Source organism: Serratia sp. Sp408, from assembly GCF_057180665.1.
Genome location: NZ_JBXUFT010000006.1, coordinates 230,636 through 246,481 on the forward strand (window position 1 = coordinate 230,636; position 15,846 = coordinate 246,481).

Sequence of the window (15,846 nt, forward strand, 5' to 3'; positions counted from 1 at the left end):
AAGCTCGCTGTTTCAGCAGCCGCCGGATGGGTCGCCGGGGAAGGCGTGATCGTTCATGGCACGGCAATCATTGACCCCATTGACGCAGTTTATATGCCAGGTTCCTTTTGACCATTAACCACTCATGATCGACGATTGAGAACACCACCGTATCACGGTAGCTGCCATCCGCGTTGCGTTGATGATTGCGCAGCACGCCGTCTTGCTTGGCACCGAGACGGGCAATGGCCGCCCGTGAAACATGATTGTGCCAGTGGGTACGGAACTCGACGGCAATCACTGCCAGTTGTTCGAATGCATGACGCAGCAGCAGCCATTTGCATTCGGTATTGACGACGGTTTTCTGGTAGCGCCTGGCATACCAGGTGTAGCCGATTTCGACGCGGCGATTTTGCGTATCGGCGTGGCAAAGGCGCGTCGTACCGATGATCTGCTGGCTGTCGTTATGTACCACGACAAACGGAAGTCCCTGCCCTATGGCTTGCTCATTCAGCGCCGTCGCGACGTATTCTGCTACCGTGTCTTCATTGGGAACCGAGGTAAACCAAAGCTCCCACAGCTTGCCGTCGGCGGCGGCGGTCAACAGGTCTGCGGTGTGTTCATTACGCAGCGGCAGCAGGCTGACGGTGTTACCCACCAGGGTGGTTTCATTGAGCCACGGCGTGTGCGGCATGGGTTAACCTCTCTTTACGCTAATCTCGCGTGACGGTTCAGCGCACATAGCCGCTGTTTTGCAGACGGGTCAGGGTGGCGCCTTCAGCGAATACCATGCCGGTGGTCAGGTCGTGGAAACCGTATCTTTTGTAGAACGCCAGCTTGTCCGGTACCGAATAGATGAATATTTTGCCCAGCGGAGCCAGATCTTCCATGATGCGATCCATCAACTGTCGGCCGTAGCCGCGCCCTTGAAAGTCGGGGTGAATGGCGACGTCGGCCAGATAGGCGACGGAAATGCGATCGCTGATGGCATGGGCGGTCGCGATCAGCTCGCCGTCCAGGTAGCCCCAATAGCAGAACTGGTTGTTGCCGTAGATCTGTTCAGTGAGCAGCGGATCGCGCTTGCCCAGCCCGGCGGCCTCCAGCAGCTCGGCCAGCCGTTGCCAGTCAACCGCGTAGCGGCGTTGATCGGTGACAATCTCCATGCTTTCTCCTTAGCCGATGCGATCGAGATCGGCAGCGTATTGGCGGATCGCCCGTTGATAGCTGCTGATATCGCGATGTGTAGAGGTCTCTGCCAGCAGTAGCAACAGGTCGGCCACCGCCTGTTTGGTTTCGCCCAGGTTGTACAGCGTCATCGCGCGGAACAGGGTGATCTCTTTGGCCTGCGGGAATTCTGCCAGCCCGTGGTCAAAGCTGGCCAATGACTGCTGATACTGCCCCAGTGCGCGGTAGGTGCTGCCCAGCCCGAGCCAGGCCTCCTGGCGCTGTTGTGCCGGCAAGTCACGGGCCAGCGCCGCCAGATAGCAAGGGATCGCCTGTTGCTCCAGGCCTTGGCTATCATACAGACAGGCCAGTTGATAATGCAGCGCCGCATCTTCCGGCTGCCGTTGCAACTGCTGTATGGCCAGCTCGGTCGCTTCCTGATAGCGGCCAAGCGCTTTCAACTGCTCGATGTTTAACGTTGCAGGCATAACGACGGTACCTTAGTGTCAATAGGGCGCTTCGGGCACGCTACTACGGAAAAATTGACGGCACAAGGCAAACACGTGCTGGCTTGAATGGGTGAATAATCCGAAAATGTGCGCTAACCCCGGTTTCATTGGCTGGCATCGTTCCCGAAAAGCTTCACTTGGTCAAAAAACAGGCGTAGAATTCGCAGCGTCAAATAAGTGAGGTTGTAAAGTTTATGGTAGATCGTGAGTTGGGAAACTGGAAAGATTTCATCGACGAAATGTTGGGCAACTGACAATTAACAACAAGGCTGGTTGAATTGTTTAGTCTTGAAACCCTCTGGGAGCATCCTGCGGATGGTTCTCGATAAAAAGCAGCATCGGTATGCCGACGCTGCTTTTTTTATGTCTACTCTCCGGTTTTTTCCACCAGCGGCGGCACCGTTTGCCGACCGGGGAAGCGCCGCCGCACCAGCACAAAGAACAGTGGCACAAAGAAGATCGCCAACAGCGTGGCAGAGATCATCCCCCCCATGACGCCGGTACCGACGGCATGCTGGCTGCCGGAGCCGGCACCCTGGCTGATGGTCATCGGCAGTACGCCAAAGATGAATGCCAGCGAGGTCATCAGAATCGGCCGCAGGCGCATACGTGCGGCCTCCAGCGTCGCCGCCGTCAGATCCTGGCCTTTTTGATTCAGTTCGTTGGCAAACTCGACGATCAAAATGGCATTCTTGGCTGACAGCCCGATAATGGTCAGCAGGCCAACCTGGAAGTAAACGTCGTTTTCCAGCCCGCGCAGCCAGGTGGCGGCCACGGCGCCAATCACCCCCAACGGCACCACCAGCATCACCGAGAACGGGATTGACCAGCTTTCATATAACGCCGCCAGACACAGGAACACCACCAGTAGCGAAATGGCATACAGCGCCGGCGCCTGTGAACCGGACAGGCGTTCCTGGTATGACATGGCGGTCCACTCCAGCCCAAAGCCGTTCGGCAACTGGCTGACCAGGCGTTCCATTTCGTTCATTGCGGTACCGCTGCTGACGCCGTCGGCCGCTTCGCCGACAATTTCTACCGCCGAGCTGCCGTTATAGCGTTCCAGACGCGGCGAGCCGTATTCCCAGCGGCTGGTGGCGAAGGCGGAAAACGGCACCATGCCGCCGTTGCCATTGCGCACGTACCATTTGTCGATATCCCCCGGCAGCATGCGGAACGGCGCTGCCGCCTGCACGTAAACCTTTTTTACCCGGCCGCGATCGACAAAGTCATTGACGTAGGTCGAGCCCCAGGCGGTCGACAGGGTGTTGTTGATATCGTCGATGCTGACGCCCAGCGCCTGCGCCTTGCGCTGATCGATATCGATTTGCAACTGCGGGCTGTCATCCAGGCCGTTGTGGCGCACCCGCGACAGCAGTGGACTTGCTGCCGCCAGTTGCAACAGTTGATCGCGCGCCGCCATCAGCTTGCTGTGGCCCAGCCCGCCATGATCTTCCAACTCCATATCGAAGCCGGACGAACTGCCCATGCCGCTGATCGCCGGTGGACTGCTGGCGATCACCCGTGCTTCGTTGATGTTGGCGAACGCTTTGGTGGCACGAGCAATAATATCAAACGACGATTCGCCGGAACCGCGCTCGTCCCAATCCTTCAAGCGTACGTACATGCGCGCTACATTCTGGCCATTCCCGCCCGGACCCGCGCCGATGGTAGCGAACACCGACAGCACGTCCCGTTGCTCTTTGGTCAGCAGATAGTGTTCCACTTTTTCCACCACCTTGGCGGTCTGCTGCAAAGTCGAACCCGCAGGCAGTTGCACCTGCACGGTGAACACACCGCGGTCTTCCAGCGGCAGGAACGAGGTCGGCAATTTCAGGAACAGCAACGCCAGCCCGCCGAGCAGCAGCAGGTAAATGAGCATATAGCGTACGCTGTGGTGCAACACCCGCGCCACGCCGCGCTCATAGCGCATGGCGCTGCGGTTGAACATGCGGTTGAACCAGCCGAAGAAGCCGCGCTTGCCGTGATGATGCCCTTTGGCAACCGGCTTGAGCAGCGTGGCGCACAGGGCAGGGGTGAGGATCATCGCCACCAGTACCGACAGCACCATGGAAGAGACGATGGTGATGGAAAACTGGCGGTAGATGGCGCCGGTGGTGCCGCCAAAGAACGCCATTGGAATAAACACCGCCGACAGCACCATGGCTATGCCCACCAGCGCCCCCTGGATCTGGCCCATGGATTTTCGGGTGGCTTCACGCGGCGGCAGACCTTCTTCGCTCATCACGCGTTCGACGTTTTCCACCACCACGATGGCATCATCCACCAACAGGCCGATGGCCAGTACCATGGCGAACATGGTGAGGGTGTTGATGCTGAATCCGCAGGCCGAGAGAATGGCGAAGGTGCCGAGCAGCACCACAGGTACGGCAATGGTCGGGATCAGCGTCGCGCGGAAGTTCTGCAAGAACAGGTACATCACCAGGAACACCAGCACAATCGCTTCCAGCAGGGTTTTCACTACGTCCTGGATCGAGGCTTTGACAAACGGCGTGGTTTCATAGGCTACCTTGGCTTCCAGCCCACGCGGAAAATACTGCGACAGCTCGTTGATTTTGGCCTTCACCAGTTCATCGGTCTGCAGTTCATTGGCGCCGGAGGCCAGTTTGATATTCATCCCCGCGGCTGGCATGCCGTTATAGCGGCTGAGGTAATCGTAGTTTTCTCCGCCCAGCTCAACGCTGGCGACATCGCCGAGCGTCACCAGCGAACCGTCCTGATTGACCCTTAAGGCGATCTGGCGAAACTGTTCCGGCGTTTGCAATTGCGACTGGGCATTGATGGTGGCGTTCAGCGCCTGCTTGTCGATCGACGGCGTTCCGCCAAGCTGGCCGACCGCCACCTGCGCATTTTGCGACTGGATGGCGCTGACCACGTCCCCGGTGGTCAGCTGGTAACTGTTGAGTTTGTTGGGATCGAGCCAGATGCGCATGGCGTATTGCGAACCGTAAACGTCCATGCTGCCGACGCCGTTGATACGGCTGAGCGGATCTTGCAGGTTGGAGACGATGTAATCGGCGATATCCTGTTTGTCCATGCTGCCGTCGGTGGAGACGAATGCCACCATCATCAGGGTGGTGTCGCCAGATTTTGATACCGTCACCCCTTGCTGCTGCACCGCCTGCGGCAAGCGTTTTATCGCCGCCTGCAGCTGGTTCTGCACCTGTTGCATTGCTTCGTTCGGATCGGTGCCGGCGTCAAAGGTTAGCGTGACCGTGGCACGGCCGGTATTGGTACTTTGCGACGACATATACATCATGTTGTCGAGGCCGGTCATGTTTTGTTCGATGATTTGCGTAACGGTATTTTCGAGCGTTTGCGCTGAAGCACCCGGATAGTTCGCGCTGATACGCACGTTTGGCGGCGCCAGATTGGGATATTGTTCAACCGGTAGCGAAAAAATCGCCAATGCGCCGGTGAGGCAAAGAATAATTGCCAGCACCCAGGCAAAAATCGGGCGATCAATAAAAAAATTGGCCATGTAGCGCGAACCTCGTGGTGTCTTGTTCTATCTTTAATTACGCATTAACGTTGCGTTATTGGCGGTTGGGAAGGATTCCGACGCTAATGCACTTTACTCGTGAAGCGCAGATAAAGCGTGGAGAAAAAAGGAGATAATGTAAATAACGGTAGCCTATGCCCGCGCCGGCGGCGAGTTTTGCCAAACAAACGCCATGACAACCTCTAATCAGCGTTTGTTAACTAAACCGGCATTAATCTGACGTTGGAGTAAGGAATGGAAATAAACCCGGTATTTGCCCGCCGCCTGTATTTATGCTGGCTGATCAGCCACAGCGAGCGGCCGAATGTGCCACGGCTGATGGAGCTGACCGGCTGGCCGCGTCGCACCTTGCAGGACGTGCTGAAGGCGTTGCCTGGCCTGGGGGTGGAATTGCAGTTCATACAGCAGGGGGTACGCAATAACGACGGTTATTATCAATTGGACAGTTGGGGGCCACTCAGCAAAAGCTGGGTTTATCAGCATCATCAGGCGCTGCTGGGCGCGATAGCATAAAGCTCCCCGACGCGCCGGGGAGCGGTTTATTGGCTCTTGTGTTCCAGATACATCACCGTGGCGGCCACGCGCGAGCGCACGTCCAGTTTGCGCAGCATATTGCGAATATGCACCTTTACCGTTTCTTCCGAAATGTGCAATTGCACTGCGACCTGTTTGTTTGACATGCCGCGAGCCACTTCCTGCAACACATCCAGTTCCCGTTCGGTAAGATCGGCAAACGGATCGTGCTGCTCGCTGCGGGAAGAAAGGTAATCCGCCACCGCATCACTGATCACGTTCTCGCCCTCGGCGGCCAGTCGAATCGAGGTCAGTAACTGTTCCGGCTCGCTGTCCTTCAACAGATACCCGTCGGCGCCGGCGTCGATCAGGGCATAGACATCGTTGCGTGCGTCTGACACGGTCAGCACGATGATGCGCGCATCCACGCCGTCGTGACGCATGGCTTTCAGGGTATCGAGGCCGGAAAGACCCTTCATGTTCAGATCCAGCAAAATGACGTCGGGGGTGTGCTGCGCGGCCAATGCGATGGCGTCGTTGCCATTGCTGGCTTCGGCTATCACGGTAAATAGCGGATCCAGCCCCAGCAACTGTTTGATGCCGCGCCGCATCAGCGGGTGGTCGTCGACGATCATCACTTGGTAGTGCTTCATCATGAAAAGTGCTCCCTGTAGCGAGTAAAGCCACTCGAACACGGGTTAAACGAGTGGAACTGACTCTTTTAAAATAGTGGCAATTGGCGCGATGGCGCGAACTGCCGTAACGAAGGGGTACACCCGTTGTTTATTTTATGGTGGAAACGTCAGACAGACGTCGGTACCGCCCTGTTCTCTACGTGTTATGTGTAACTTCCCCCCCAGGCGCGTGGCGCGCTCGCTCATGATCGACAGGCCATAGTGTCCTTCCGGCTCGTCCAGACTGTCGATGCCGCAACCGTCATCACTGATGCAGATATGGTTGTCGCCGTTGTCGGCCACGCCGCAGCGAATGACGATCTCCTGCGCGTCGGCGTGCTTGATGGCGTTGAGCACCGCTTCGCGCACGATCTGCAGCGCATGAACCTGCTGCTGGGCATTCAACGCCTGCGAGGAAAGTCGACAGTGTAACCGAATCCGGGCGCCGGTCAGAATTTTTAATGGCGCCAGCAATTGTTGCAAGGCGGTGTTTAAATCCGCTTCCTGAATGCTTAGCCGGAAAGTGGCCAACAGCTCGCGCAACTGGCGATAGGCGTCCGCCAGCGCACGCTCGAAGTCGGCGATGATCGCCTGCGCCTGTGGCGAACCGTCCGCCAGTGTGCGTTTGAGCAGCGTCATCTGGATGCGTAAAAAGGTCAGCGCCTGTGCCAGTGAATCATGCAGTTCTCGGGCAATGGTGGCCCGCTCTTCCATCAGCAGCAATTGCACGTGCTGCTTTTGCGCACGGTTGAAGTATAGGCCGCGGCCGAGCATGTTGGCCACGCTTTGCATCAGATGCGGGTTTGGCGTCAGCCTGTGGGTCTGCCAGCTCAACTGCCCCAGCGGACGCTCTTCCTGCATGATGGTCAGCCGCTGCCACGGCTGGTCGGCCAGCGCCTCGCCGCTGCCGAGCCGCCACTGGCTGAGGTTGTCTTGCACATTGAGCTCAATGCAGGGCAACTGTTCGCTGTGACGCACGATGTGCAATACCTCTTCAAACGCCTGTTGATCGATTTGCCCGACGCTCAGCGCCTGTGAACAGCTGTACATCACTTCCAGCGTTTTATTGGCCTGTTGCAGGCGCTCGGTTTTTTCCTGCACCTTCTGCTCCAGCGACTGGTAGAGCCGGGACAGGTCGCTGGACATGGCGGTAAAGGTGGTCGACAGAACCCCCAGTTCGTTCGGCAATGCCACGTCAAGTGGCGGATGGTTGAAGTCCCGCTGCTGCACGCGCTGGCTGGCGGCGACCAGCTGTTTCAACGGCGCCACCACCTGGCGGCGCATAAAGCGGATGCAGAACAGCACCAGGCCGATAATGGCGATATAGCCCACCACGCTGATGGTGGCGACGATCGCCAGCTTGAGTTCCGAGTAACGCTGCAACGCCAGCACAAACCGGTCGATCTGGCTGACGTAGCTGGCGACATTGTCCTGATAGTGTTGCGTTTGTCCGTTGTGAATTTGCTGTTCCAGCCGCTGCCACGCCTGCAGCAGAGTGAGGTATTTCTCGCGTACCTCCTGCGGCACGTAGAACCGGTCCAGTTTCTGTAATGCCGGTGCCTGCAGGGTGTGCTGATATGCCGCCAGATGCTGTTCCAGCGCGGCGTTATGTTGCGCCAGATCGTAAGCCAGGCGGTAACTTTGCATGCGCAGCGAACCGGCGATATTGACCGCTTCGGCGTCGCGCAGGCTATCGGCAACGGTGGTCAGCGCCAGGCCGGTAGAGAGTACCGACAGCACCACAATGCAGATCAGCGCCTTGGCCAGGCTACTGGTTACTGAACGTTTAACGAGCAAAACGGCGTCCTTCTAGGGTAGCGGCAGATGTGGCGATGCCATTCGAAGACAAAATCGGCGCTTTTGCAACACAAATACGCCGGCGTGGCGACGGGCTGATTTCAGGCGCTGATTGTCTATCGTTATATACATTACGTAATAGCGCTGCGGCGGAAAAATTGGCATCGAATGACCCTACAGACGATAAGAGTTTGATCTGGCGCAAGCTACCCCCCGATTTACCCCTTTAGGGTGATTATCTACTCCTAAGGTTACGACCTATTTTAGCTGTGCCCACAGCGGTGAAAGACCGATTAAAACAACAAAAAGGCGATTAAATCGCCATTGGATTTGCACACAGCAATGTCAAGGATAAATAGCATGGCCGAATTGTCGCGGCGCAAACTGCTCAGTGGACAATGGCGTCACCCCTCAACGGCGATCCGTCCTCCGTGGTCGCTGGCTGAATCTCGTTTTATCGCCGGTTGCAGCCGTTGCCAGGCGTGCATCAACGCCTGTGAGACCGGCGTGCTGCGTGTCGGCAGCGGCGGGTACCCGGAAATTGACTTCACCCAGGCGGAATGCACCTTCTGCGGCGATTGCGCCAGCGCGTGCGACGCCGCGCTGTTTCATCCGCTCAATACCCCCCCGTGGCGGCTGCACGCCGTGGTTGATGCCGGCTGTCTGGCCTTGCGTGGAGTGGAGTGCCGCAGCTGTCAGGACAGCTGTGAACCGCGGGCGATTCGCTTTCGGCCGCGCCTGGGCGGCGTGGCCCATCCCACGCTAAACGCTATCGCCTGCAACGGCTGTGGCGCCTGCGTTGCAGGCTGCCCAACGGCCGCAATCAGCTTAACCCGGAGTGAACACCATGAATAACCAATGGCACGTCAGCGGGCTGGTCGTACAGGCCCGGCCGGAAAAATTCCCACAGCTGTTGCCCAGGCTGCTGGCGATCCCGGATAGCGAAATTCCGGCGCAGGACCGGGCGCAGGGCAAGCTGGTGGTGGTATTGCAGGCCGCGCACTCCAATGCGCTGCTGGAAAAAATCGAGTCGGTGCGCAATCTGGACGGCGTGCTGGCGGTGTCGCTGGTGTATCACCAGCAAGATGAGCAAGGTGAGGTAACGCCATGAAACTCAGTCGTCGAGACTTTATGAAGGCCAACGCGGCAGCGGCAGCCGCAGCGGCGGCCGGGCTGACCATACCGACGGTGGCGCAAGCCGTGGTTGGCAGCACGGAAGAGATCAAATGGGACAAGGCACCATGCCGCTTCTGCGGTACCGGCTGCGGCGTGCTGGTCGGTACGCAGAATGGCCGTATCGTTGCCTCGCAGGGCGATCCGGATGCGCCGGTCAACCGTGGTTTGAACTGCATCAAGGGGTATTTCCTGCCAAAAATCATGTACGGCAAGGATCGCCTGACGCAACCGATGCTGCGCATGAAAAATGGTCAGTACCATAAAGAAGGTGAGTTCACGCCGATCGGTTGGGATCGTGCCTTCGATATCATGGCCGAAAAGTTCAAGGCCGCCTTGCAGGAAAAAGGCCCGGAGGCGGTCGGCATGTTCGGTTCCGGCCAATGGACCATCTGGGAGGGCTACGCCGCCGCCAAGTTGTTCAAGGCGGGCTTGCGCTCCAACAACCTCGATCCGAATGCGCGTCACTGCATGGCGTCGGCGGTGGTGGGCTTTATGCGCACCTTTGGCATGGATGAACCGATGGGCTGCTACGACGATATCGAGCAGGCCGACGCCTTCGTGCTGTGGGGATCCAATATGGCGGAGATGCACCCGATCCTGTGGTCGCGCATCACTAATCGCCGTTTGAGCAATGACAAGGTCAACGTGTCGGTGTTGTCGACCTTTGAGCACCGCAGTTTCGAACTGGCGGACAACGCCATGGTGTTCACGCCGCAGACCGATCTGGCGATCATGAACTATATCGCCAACTATATTATCCAGCACGATGCGGTCGATCAGACATTCCTCAAGCAGCACGTCAACATTCGCAAGGGCGCCACCGACATCGGCTATGGCCTGCGCCCGACCCACCCGCTGGAAAAAGCCGCCAAAAACCCTGGCAGCGACGCCTCTGAGCCGATGAGCTTCGAGGACTACAAGGCGTTTGTCGCCGAGTACACGCTGGAAAAAACCGCGGAACTGAGCGGCGTGGCACCAGACCAGTTGGAAGCGCTGGCCAGACTGTACGCCGATCCTGACATCAAGGTGGTTTCCTACTGGACCATGGGGTTCAACCAGCATACCCGCGGCGTGTGGGCCAATAACCTGTGTTACAACCTGCACTTGCTGACCGGCAAGATTTCCCGACCGGGCTGCGGGCCGTTCTCGCTGACCGGCCAGCCGTCCGCGTGCGGTACCGCACGTGAGGTTGGCACTTTTGCCCACCGCCTGCCGGCCGATATGGTGGTCACCAATGAAAAGCATCGCCAGATCGCCGAACAAAAATGGCAATTGCCCGCCGGCACCATCCCGGCCAAGGTTGGACTGCATGCGGTAGCGCAGGATCGCGCGCTGAAAGATGGCACGCTCAACGCCTACTGGGTGATGTGCAACAACAATATGCAGGCCGGGCCGAACATCAATCAGGATCGTATGCCGGGCTGGCGCGATGCGCGCAATTTTGTGGTGGTGTCCGATCCGTATCCGACGGTCAGCGCACTGGCGGCGGATTTGATCCTGCCCACCGCCATGTGGGTCGAAAAAGAGGGCGCTTACGGCAATGCCGAACGCCGCACGCAATTCTGGCGTCAGCAGGTAACCGCGCCGGGAGAAGCAAAATCCGATCTGTGGCAGATGGTGGAGTTTGCCAAACGCTTCCAACTGGAAGAAGTCTGGCCGGAAGCGTTACTGGCGCAGAAACCGCAATATCGCGGCAAAACCTTGTATGACGTGCTGTTTGCCAATGGGGTGGTCAACCGGTTCAAACTGGCGGAGATCCCGCAGGAACAGCTGAACGACGAAGCGCGTGCGGTCGGCTTCTACATCCAGAAAGGCCTGTTTGAAGAGTACGCCGACTTTGGCCGCGGACACGGCCACGATCTGGCGGCCTTCGATATGTACCATCAGGCGCGCGGCCTGCGTTGGCCGGTGGTCGACGGCAAAGAAACCCTGTGGCGTTACCGTGAAGGCACCGATCCGTACGTCAAGACCGGCGAGTCGGTGCGTTTTTACGGCAAGCCGGACGGTAAGGCGGTGATTTTTGCCTTGCCGTATGAGCCAGCGGCGGAGAGCCCGGATCGGGAATACGATCTGTGGCTGTCTACCGGCCGGGTGCTGGAGCATTGGCACACCGGATCGATGACGCGTCGAGTGCCTGAACTGCATCGCGCATTCCCGGAAGCGGTGCTGTTCATTCATCCGCTGGACGCCAAGAGTCGCAATTTGCGCCGTGGGGATAAGGTAAAGGTGCTGTCGCGCCGTGGCGAAGTGGTGAGCATCGTCGAAACGCGTGGCCGTAACCGTCCGCCAAAGGGGCTGGTGTACATGCCGTTCTTTGACGCCGCCCAGTTAGTGAACAATCTGACTCTCGACGCTACCGATCCGCTGTCGAAGGAGACCGACTTTAAAAAATGCGCGGTCAAGCTGGTGAAGGTGTAGGAGCCGGCGATGAGCCAGCAACGAGACAAAACCCCGGCGCGGCGGCGCTTTCTGCGCGATGCCGCCCGCAGCGCAGCCGGCTTGGCCGGGATTGCGCTGGTGCTGGGGTTGCAGCAGAAACAGTAGCAGGCACGGGACGGTTTGGCCTTGCGTCCGCCGGGGGCGCTGGCCGATGGGGCATTCGACAGCGCCTGCATTCGCTGCGGCCAATGCGTGCAGGCCTGTCCGTATCACACGCTGAAACTGGCGACGCTGTTGTCGCCACGGGCGGCCGGTACGCCGTATTTTGTCGCGCGCGACGTGCCGTGCGAAATGTGCGAGGACATTCCCTGCGTGTTGGCATGCCCGAGCGGCGCGCTCGATCCGGCGCTGACGGATATCGACCACGCCCGTATGGGGCTGGCGGTGTTGCTCGACCACGAAAACTGCCTGAACTGGCAGGGTTTGCGCTGTGAAGTGTGCTATCGGGTTTGTCCGCAAATCGACCAGGCGATAACGCTGGAGATGCAGCGCAACCCGCGCACCGGCAAGCACGCGCTGTTTTTACCCACGGTGCACAGCGACGCCTGTACCGGCTGCGGCAAGTGCGAACAGGCATGCGTGTTGGAGCAGGCGGCTATCAAGGTACTGCCCCTGTCGTTGGCGCGCGGTCAGTTGGGTGAGCACTATCGCTGGGGCTGGCGTGAAAAACAGCATGCCGGTCAGGCGTTGGTGCCGACCGACGGGCAGTTGCCGGCGCGTGGCATCAAGGAGGCGCAATAATGGCCAACCCTGTGGCAGAGGCCGGGCGCGAAGCGCGTCGACGCCATGGCTGGTGGCGCAGTCAGCGGTTTTTGCTACTGCGCCGCAGCAGCCAACTGCTGATTCTGCTGATGTTTCTATCCGGCCCGCTGTGGGGCGTCTGGATCCTGCGCGGCAATTACAGCGCCAGTCTGCTGCTGGAAACCGTGCCGTTGACCGATCCGCTGATGCTGCTGCAAAGCCTGTTGGCCGGCAACTGGCCCGCCTGGCTGGCCTGGGTGGGGGCGGCGGTGGTGCTGGTCTATGGCCTGATCGGTAACCGGGTGTTTTGCGGCTGGGTCTGTCCAGTCAATCCGCTAACCGATCTGGCCGCCTGGTTGCGACGGCGTCTGGGGCTGCGTCAATCGGCCAACCTGCCGCGTAATCTGCGCTACGGCATTTTGCTGGCGGTGTTGGCGGGCAGCGCAGTCAGCGGCACGCTGCTGTGGGAATGGATCAACCCGGTAGCGCTGATGGGACGCGGACTGATCCAGGGCGCATCACCCCAGGCAGCCGGTTGGCTCGCCGGGCTGTCGGCGGCGTTCGGCGCCGGCATTTGGCTGCTGTTGGCGCTGTTCCTGTTTGACCTGCTGGTGGTTGAGCACGGCTGGTGCGGCCACCTCTGTCCGATGGGCGCGCTGTACGGCGTCATCGGCAGCCAGGGTGTGCTGCGCGTCAGCGCCAGCGGGCGTGAAAACTGTACTCGCTGTATGGACTGCTTCCACGTTTGCCCAGAGCCACAAATCCTGCGCGAGCCGCTATTGATACAAAAGGGCACGCCACAGGTGGCCAGCGACGCCTGTATTGCCTGCGGGCGTTGCATCGACGTCTGCGCAGAAAACATATTTGAAATCAACACCCAATTCCATTCTTCGGGAGCCAAAAAATGAAAAGCAATGTCCTGAGAAAGCGGTTGTCCTTGTGGGCTGCGCTGACGTCACTGGTTATCGCCGGCGTTGCGTTTGCCGCCGATAATGTCGATCTCAGCCAGTCGCCGGAGGTTGCCGCTACCGCCGAAGGCCAAATCAACATGCCGAAGCAGCAGGAACGGATGGCGCTGAACTACGTCAATCAGCCGCCAATGATCCCGCACAGCATCGACGGTTACCAGGTCAGCAAGAATACCAACCGTTGTCTGCAATGCCACGGCGTTGAGCATTATCGTACCACCGGCGCGCCGCGCATCAGCCCGACGCACTTTATGGACAGCGACGGCAAGGTGCGCGGCAACGTCGCGCCACGTCGTTATTTCTGCCTGCAATGCCATGTTCCGCAAACCGATGCGGCACCGATTGTCGGTAACACCTTTGAGCCTATGCCGGGCTTCGGCAAGTAAGCGGGGAAACGATGGCTGAACAACACACAGAGAAAAAACCGGGGCCGATTCGCCGTTTGTGGCGCTGGTGGCGTCGTCCGAGCCGCTTGGCGCTCGGTACCTTACTGCTGCTGGGCTTTGTCGCCGGGATTATCTTCTGGGGCGGTTTCAACACCGGCATGGAAGCGGCAAATACCGAACAGTTTTGCATCAGCTGCCATGAAATGCGTGAAAACGTCTACGAGGAATATATGGAGACGGTGCACTACAACAATCGTAGCGGGGTGCGTGCCACCTGTCCTGATTGCCATGTACCGCACGAGTGGGGGCCTAAAATGCTGCGTAAGCTCAAGGCCAGCAAGGAGTTGTACGCCAAGGCGTTTGGTTTGATCGACACGCCGCAGAAGTTTGAAAACCACCGTCTGGCGATGGCCACCAACGAATGGGCGCGCATGAAGGCCAACGATTCGCAGGAATGTCGTAACTGTCATAACTTCGACTATATGGATTTCACCGCACAGAAAACCGTGGCGGCAAAAATGCATGACAAGGCGATTACCGAAGGCAAGACCTGCATTGACTGCCATAAAGGCATTGCCCACAAGCTGCCGGATATGCGCGACGTAGCCAACGGTTTCTGAATCCCATCGGCGTCTGATGATCCCGCCGTGCCGCCAGGCCGGCGGGTTTTTTATTGCAAATTGACTGCGGCTGCGTTTTGCTATTGAGCAACAGGTCAGATGCATCACGAAACGGAAAAGGGTCAATGTCTGCGAAAATCGAGAATGTGAACAAAGAGCTACTGTCCGACAACTGGTACGTGCTCAATAAATATACTTTTGATTTAGAACGTAAAAATGGTGGTTTTGTCCGTCAGATGCGCGAAGTCTATGACCGCGGCAACGGCGCTACCATCCTGCTGTACAACCGGGACAAGGGCACGGTGGTACTGACCAACCAATTCAGGATGCCAACCTACGTCAACGGCAACCAAAGCGGTATGCTGCTGGAGGCCTGTGCCGGGCTGCTGGACGGCGATGCGCCGGAACAGTGCGCACGTCGGGAAGCGATAGAAGAAACCGGCTTTCAGGTTGGCGAGGTGAAGAAGATATTTGAAGCCTATATGTCGCCGGGCGGCGTCACCGAGCTGATCCATTTCTTTATTGCCGAATATGACGATAGCCAGCGCCATACCGGTGGCGGTGGGGTGGAAGACGAAGATATTGAAGTGGTGGAGTTGCCGTTTGACCAGGCGGTGGCGATGATTACCGATGGGCGCATCAAGGACGGCAAGACCATCATGCTATTGCAGTATCTGCAGATCAATCGCCTATTGGCATAAAAAAACCCGGCACGTAGCCGGGTTTTCCATCACGCGGGGCGAGCCTGCTCGCCCGCCTGGCGGTTACTTCAACAACGCCCTGGCCTTCGCCACCACGTTGTCGACGGTGAAACCGAACGTCTTGAACAGCTGCTCGGCCGGCGCCGATTCGCCGAAGCTGGTCATGCCCACCACCGCGCCGTTCAGCCCGACGTATTTGTACCAGTAATCGGCAATGCCCGCTTCGATGGCCACACGCGCGGCGACCGCCGACGGCAGCACCGATTCGCGGTACGCCGCATCCTGTTTGTCGAACGCGTCGGTGGACGGCATCGATACCACCCGCACCTTGCGCCCTTCGCCCGTCAGCTGCTCATACGCACCCACCGCCAGCTCCACTTCCGAACCGGTGGCAATCAAAATCAGCTCCGGCGTGCCGTCACAGTCTTTCAGCACGTAGGCACCGCGGTACACGTTGGCCAACTGCTCGGCGTCACGTGGCTGCTGCGCCAGGTTCTGGCGTGAGAAAATCAGCGTGGTCGGGCCGTCATGGCGCTCGATGCCGTACTGCCAGGCAATCGCCGATTCCACCTGGTCACACGGACGCCAGGTGCTCATGTTCGGGGTCACCCGCAGGCTGGCCAACTGCTCCACCGGCTGGTGAGTCGGGCCGTCTT

General features: G+C 58.8%; 16 protein-coding genes and 1 pseudogene. 10 read left to right on the forward strand and 7 right to left on the reverse strand.

What is annotated here, in order from left to right:
* Positions 1-67 precede the first annotated feature (67 nt).
* Genes AC2AXP_RS17990 through AC2AXP_RS18000 form a run of 3 tightly spaced genes read right to left on the reverse strand, consistent with a single transcriptional unit; the run spans position 68 to position 1,631 of the window.
* On the reverse strand, positions 68-673 hold the full coding sequence (locus tag AC2AXP_RS17990) for a GNAT family N-acetyltransferase (protein ID WP_004960008.1): 606 nt from the start codon (positions 671-673) through the stop codon (positions 68-70).
* A gap of 37 nt (positions 674-710) precedes the next feature.
* The gene (locus AC2AXP_RS17995; protein WP_004960010.1) at positions 711-1,142 is read right to left on the reverse strand and encodes a GNAT family N-acetyltransferase; all 432 of its coding nucleotides are present in this window, start codon (positions 1,140-1,142) and stop codon (positions 711-713) included.
* Positions 1,143-1,151: 9 nt separating this feature from the next.
* Complete coding sequence (locus AC2AXP_RS18000) at positions 1,152-1,631, reverse strand: tetratricopeptide repeat protein (protein ID WP_004960012.1); 480 nt, start codon at positions 1,629-1,631, stop codon at positions 1,152-1,154.
* A gap of 215 nt (positions 1,632-1,846) precedes the next feature.
* Here AC2AXP_RS18000 and ypfM point away from each other — a divergent pair, with 215 nt between their 5' ends.
* Positions 1,847-1,906, forward strand: coding sequence for a protein YpfM (gene ypfM, locus AC2AXP_RS18005; RefSeq protein WP_100396732.1), 60 nt, complete (start codon positions 1,847-1,849; stop codon positions 1,904-1,906).
* A gap of 113 nt (positions 1,907-2,019) precedes the next feature.
* Here ypfM and acrD read toward each other — a convergent pair whose 3' ends face one another.
* Entirely contained in the window at positions 2,020-5,154 is a 3,135-nt protein-coding gene (acrD, locus tag AC2AXP_RS18010) for a multidrug efflux RND transporter permease AcrD (protein ID WP_004960015.1), read from the reverse strand.
* Positions 5,155-5,409: 255 nt separating this feature from the next.
* On the opposite strand from acrD, the gene AC2AXP_RS18015 reads away from it, so the two are divergent.
* Complete coding sequence (locus AC2AXP_RS18015; protein WP_004960017.1) at positions 5,410-5,688, forward strand: winged helix-turn-helix domain-containing protein; 279 nt, start codon at positions 5,410-5,412, stop codon at positions 5,686-5,688.
* Between the two features lie 26 nt (positions 5,689-5,714).
* On the opposite strand, the gene AC2AXP_RS18020 is transcribed toward AC2AXP_RS18015, so the two are convergent.
* Positions 5,715-6,344 (reverse strand): response regulator, encoded by a 630-nt coding sequence (locus AC2AXP_RS18020; protein WP_039991852.1) that lies wholly within the window; start codon positions 6,342-6,344, stop codon positions 5,715-5,717.
* Positions 6,345-6,476: 132 nt separating this feature from the next.
* Positions 6,477-8,159 carry a nitrate/nitrite two-component system sensor histidine kinase NarQ gene (gene narQ, locus AC2AXP_RS18025; RefSeq protein ID WP_430299836.1) on the reverse strand — a complete coding sequence of 561 codons (1,683 nt, stop codon included), beginning with the start codon at positions 8,157-8,159 and terminating at the stop codon, positions 6,477-6,479.
* 360 nt (positions 8,160-8,519) lie between these two features.
* Between narQ and napF the strand changes: the two genes are divergently transcribed.
* From napF to nudK, 8 genes and pseudogenes are all read left to right on the forward strand, one after another.
* Positions 8,520-9,014, forward strand: coding sequence for a ferredoxin-type protein NapF (gene napF, locus AC2AXP_RS18030; RefSeq protein WP_484381850.1), 495 nt, complete (start codon positions 8,520-8,522; stop codon positions 9,012-9,014).
* Entirely contained in the window at positions 9,007-9,270 is a 264-nt protein-coding gene (gene napD, locus AC2AXP_RS18035) for a chaperone NapD (RefSeq protein ID WP_039991853.1), read from the forward strand. The genes napF and napD overlap by 8 nt, the downstream gene beginning before the upstream one ends.
* Positions 9,267-11,753: a nitrate reductase catalytic subunit NapA gene (gene napA, locus AC2AXP_RS18040; RefSeq protein WP_198773649.1), complete on the forward strand. Its 2,487-nt coding sequence runs from the start codon at positions 9,267-9,269 to the stop codon at positions 11,751-11,753. Before napD ends, napA begins: the two co-directional genes overlap by 4 nt.
* Positions 11,754-11,762: 9 nt before the next feature.
* Positions 11,763-12,515, forward strand: a pseudogene (napG, locus tag AC2AXP_RS18045) (ferredoxin-type protein NapG).
* Positions 12,515-13,423 carry a quinol dehydrogenase ferredoxin subunit NapH gene (gene napH / locus AC2AXP_RS18050; RefSeq protein WP_484381851.1) on the forward strand — a complete coding sequence of 303 codons (909 nt, stop codon included), beginning with the start codon at positions 12,515-12,517 and terminating at the stop codon, positions 13,421-13,423. Before napG ends, napH begins: the two are co-directional and overlap by 1 nt.
* The gene (gene napB / locus AC2AXP_RS18055; RefSeq protein ID WP_004960041.1) at positions 13,420-13,869 is read left to right on the forward strand and encodes a nitrate reductase cytochrome c-type subunit; all 450 of its coding nucleotides are present in this window, start codon (positions 13,420-13,422) and stop codon (positions 13,867-13,869) included. Before napH ends, napB begins: the two co-directional genes overlap by 4 nt.
* Before the next feature lie 11 nt (positions 13,870-13,880).
* A complete protein-coding gene (gene napC, locus AC2AXP_RS18060; RefSeq protein WP_198773650.1) occupies positions 13,881-14,489 on the forward strand; it encodes a cytochrome c-type protein NapC in 609 nt (202 codons plus the stop codon).
* A 125-nt stretch (positions 14,490-14,614) separates the two neighbouring features.
* Complete coding sequence (nudK, locus tag AC2AXP_RS18065; RefSeq protein WP_004960046.1) at positions 14,615-15,190, forward strand: GDP-mannose pyrophosphatase NudK; 576 nt, start codon at positions 14,615-14,617, stop codon at positions 15,188-15,190.
* Positions 15,191-15,253: 63 nt separating this feature from the next.
* Here nudK and AC2AXP_RS18070 read toward each other — a convergent pair.
* Positions 15,254-15,846 (reverse strand): transketolase-like TK C-terminal-containing protein (locus tag AC2AXP_RS18070; protein WP_430299840.1); only part of this gene is annotated, 593 nt, incomplete at its 5' end.

Excerpts from the sequence above, each read along its gene's own strand:
- AC2AXP_RS18020 (WP_039991852.1), bottom strand. The coding sequence starts at position 6,344 with ATGATGAAGCACTACCAAGTGATGATCGTCGACGACCACCCGCTGATG.
- nudK (WP_004960046.1), top strand. The coding sequence starts at position 14,615 with ATGTCTGCGAAAATCGAGAATGTGAACAAAGAGCTACTGTCCGACAAC.
- AC2AXP_RS18000 (WP_004960012.1), bottom strand. The coding sequence starts at position 1,631 with ATGCCTGCAACGTTAAACATCGAGCAGTTGAAAGCGCTTGGCCGCTAT.
- napB (WP_004960041.1), top strand. The coding sequence starts at position 13,420 with ATGAAAAGCAATGTCCTGAGAAAGCGGTTGTCCTTGTGGGCTGCGCTG.
- napC (WP_198773650.1), top strand. The coding sequence starts at position 13,881 with ATGGCTGAACAACACACAGAGAAAAAACCGGGGCCGATTCGCCGTTTG.
- acrD (WP_004960015.1), bottom strand. The coding sequence starts at position 5,154 with ATGGCCAATTTTTTTATTGATCGCCCGATTTTTGCCTGGGTGCTGGCA.
- AC2AXP_RS17990 (WP_004960008.1), bottom strand. The coding sequence starts at position 673 with ATGCCGCACACGCCGTGGCTCAATGAAACCACCCTGGTGGGTAACACC.
- napA (WP_198773649.1), top strand. The coding sequence starts at position 9,267 with ATGAAACTCAGTCGTCGAGACTTTATGAAGGCCAACGCGGCAGCGGCA.
- AC2AXP_RS17995 (WP_004960010.1), bottom strand. The coding sequence starts at position 1,142 with ATGGAGATTGTCACCGATCAACGCCGCTACGCGGTTGACTGGCAACGG.
- napD (WP_039991853.1), top strand. The coding sequence starts at position 9,007 with ATGAATAACCAATGGCACGTCAGCGGGCTGGTCGTACAGGCCCGGCCG.
- AC2AXP_RS18015 (WP_004960017.1), top strand. The coding sequence starts at position 5,410 with ATGGAAATAAACCCGGTATTTGCCCGCCGCCTGTATTTATGCTGGCTG.
- napF (WP_484381850.1), top strand. The coding sequence starts at position 8,520 with ATGGCCGAATTGTCGCGGCGCAAACTGCTCAGTGGACAATGGCGTCAC.
- napH (WP_484381851.1), top strand. The coding sequence starts at position 12,515 with ATGGCCAACCCTGTGGCAGAGGCCGGGCGCGAAGCGCGTCGACGCCAT.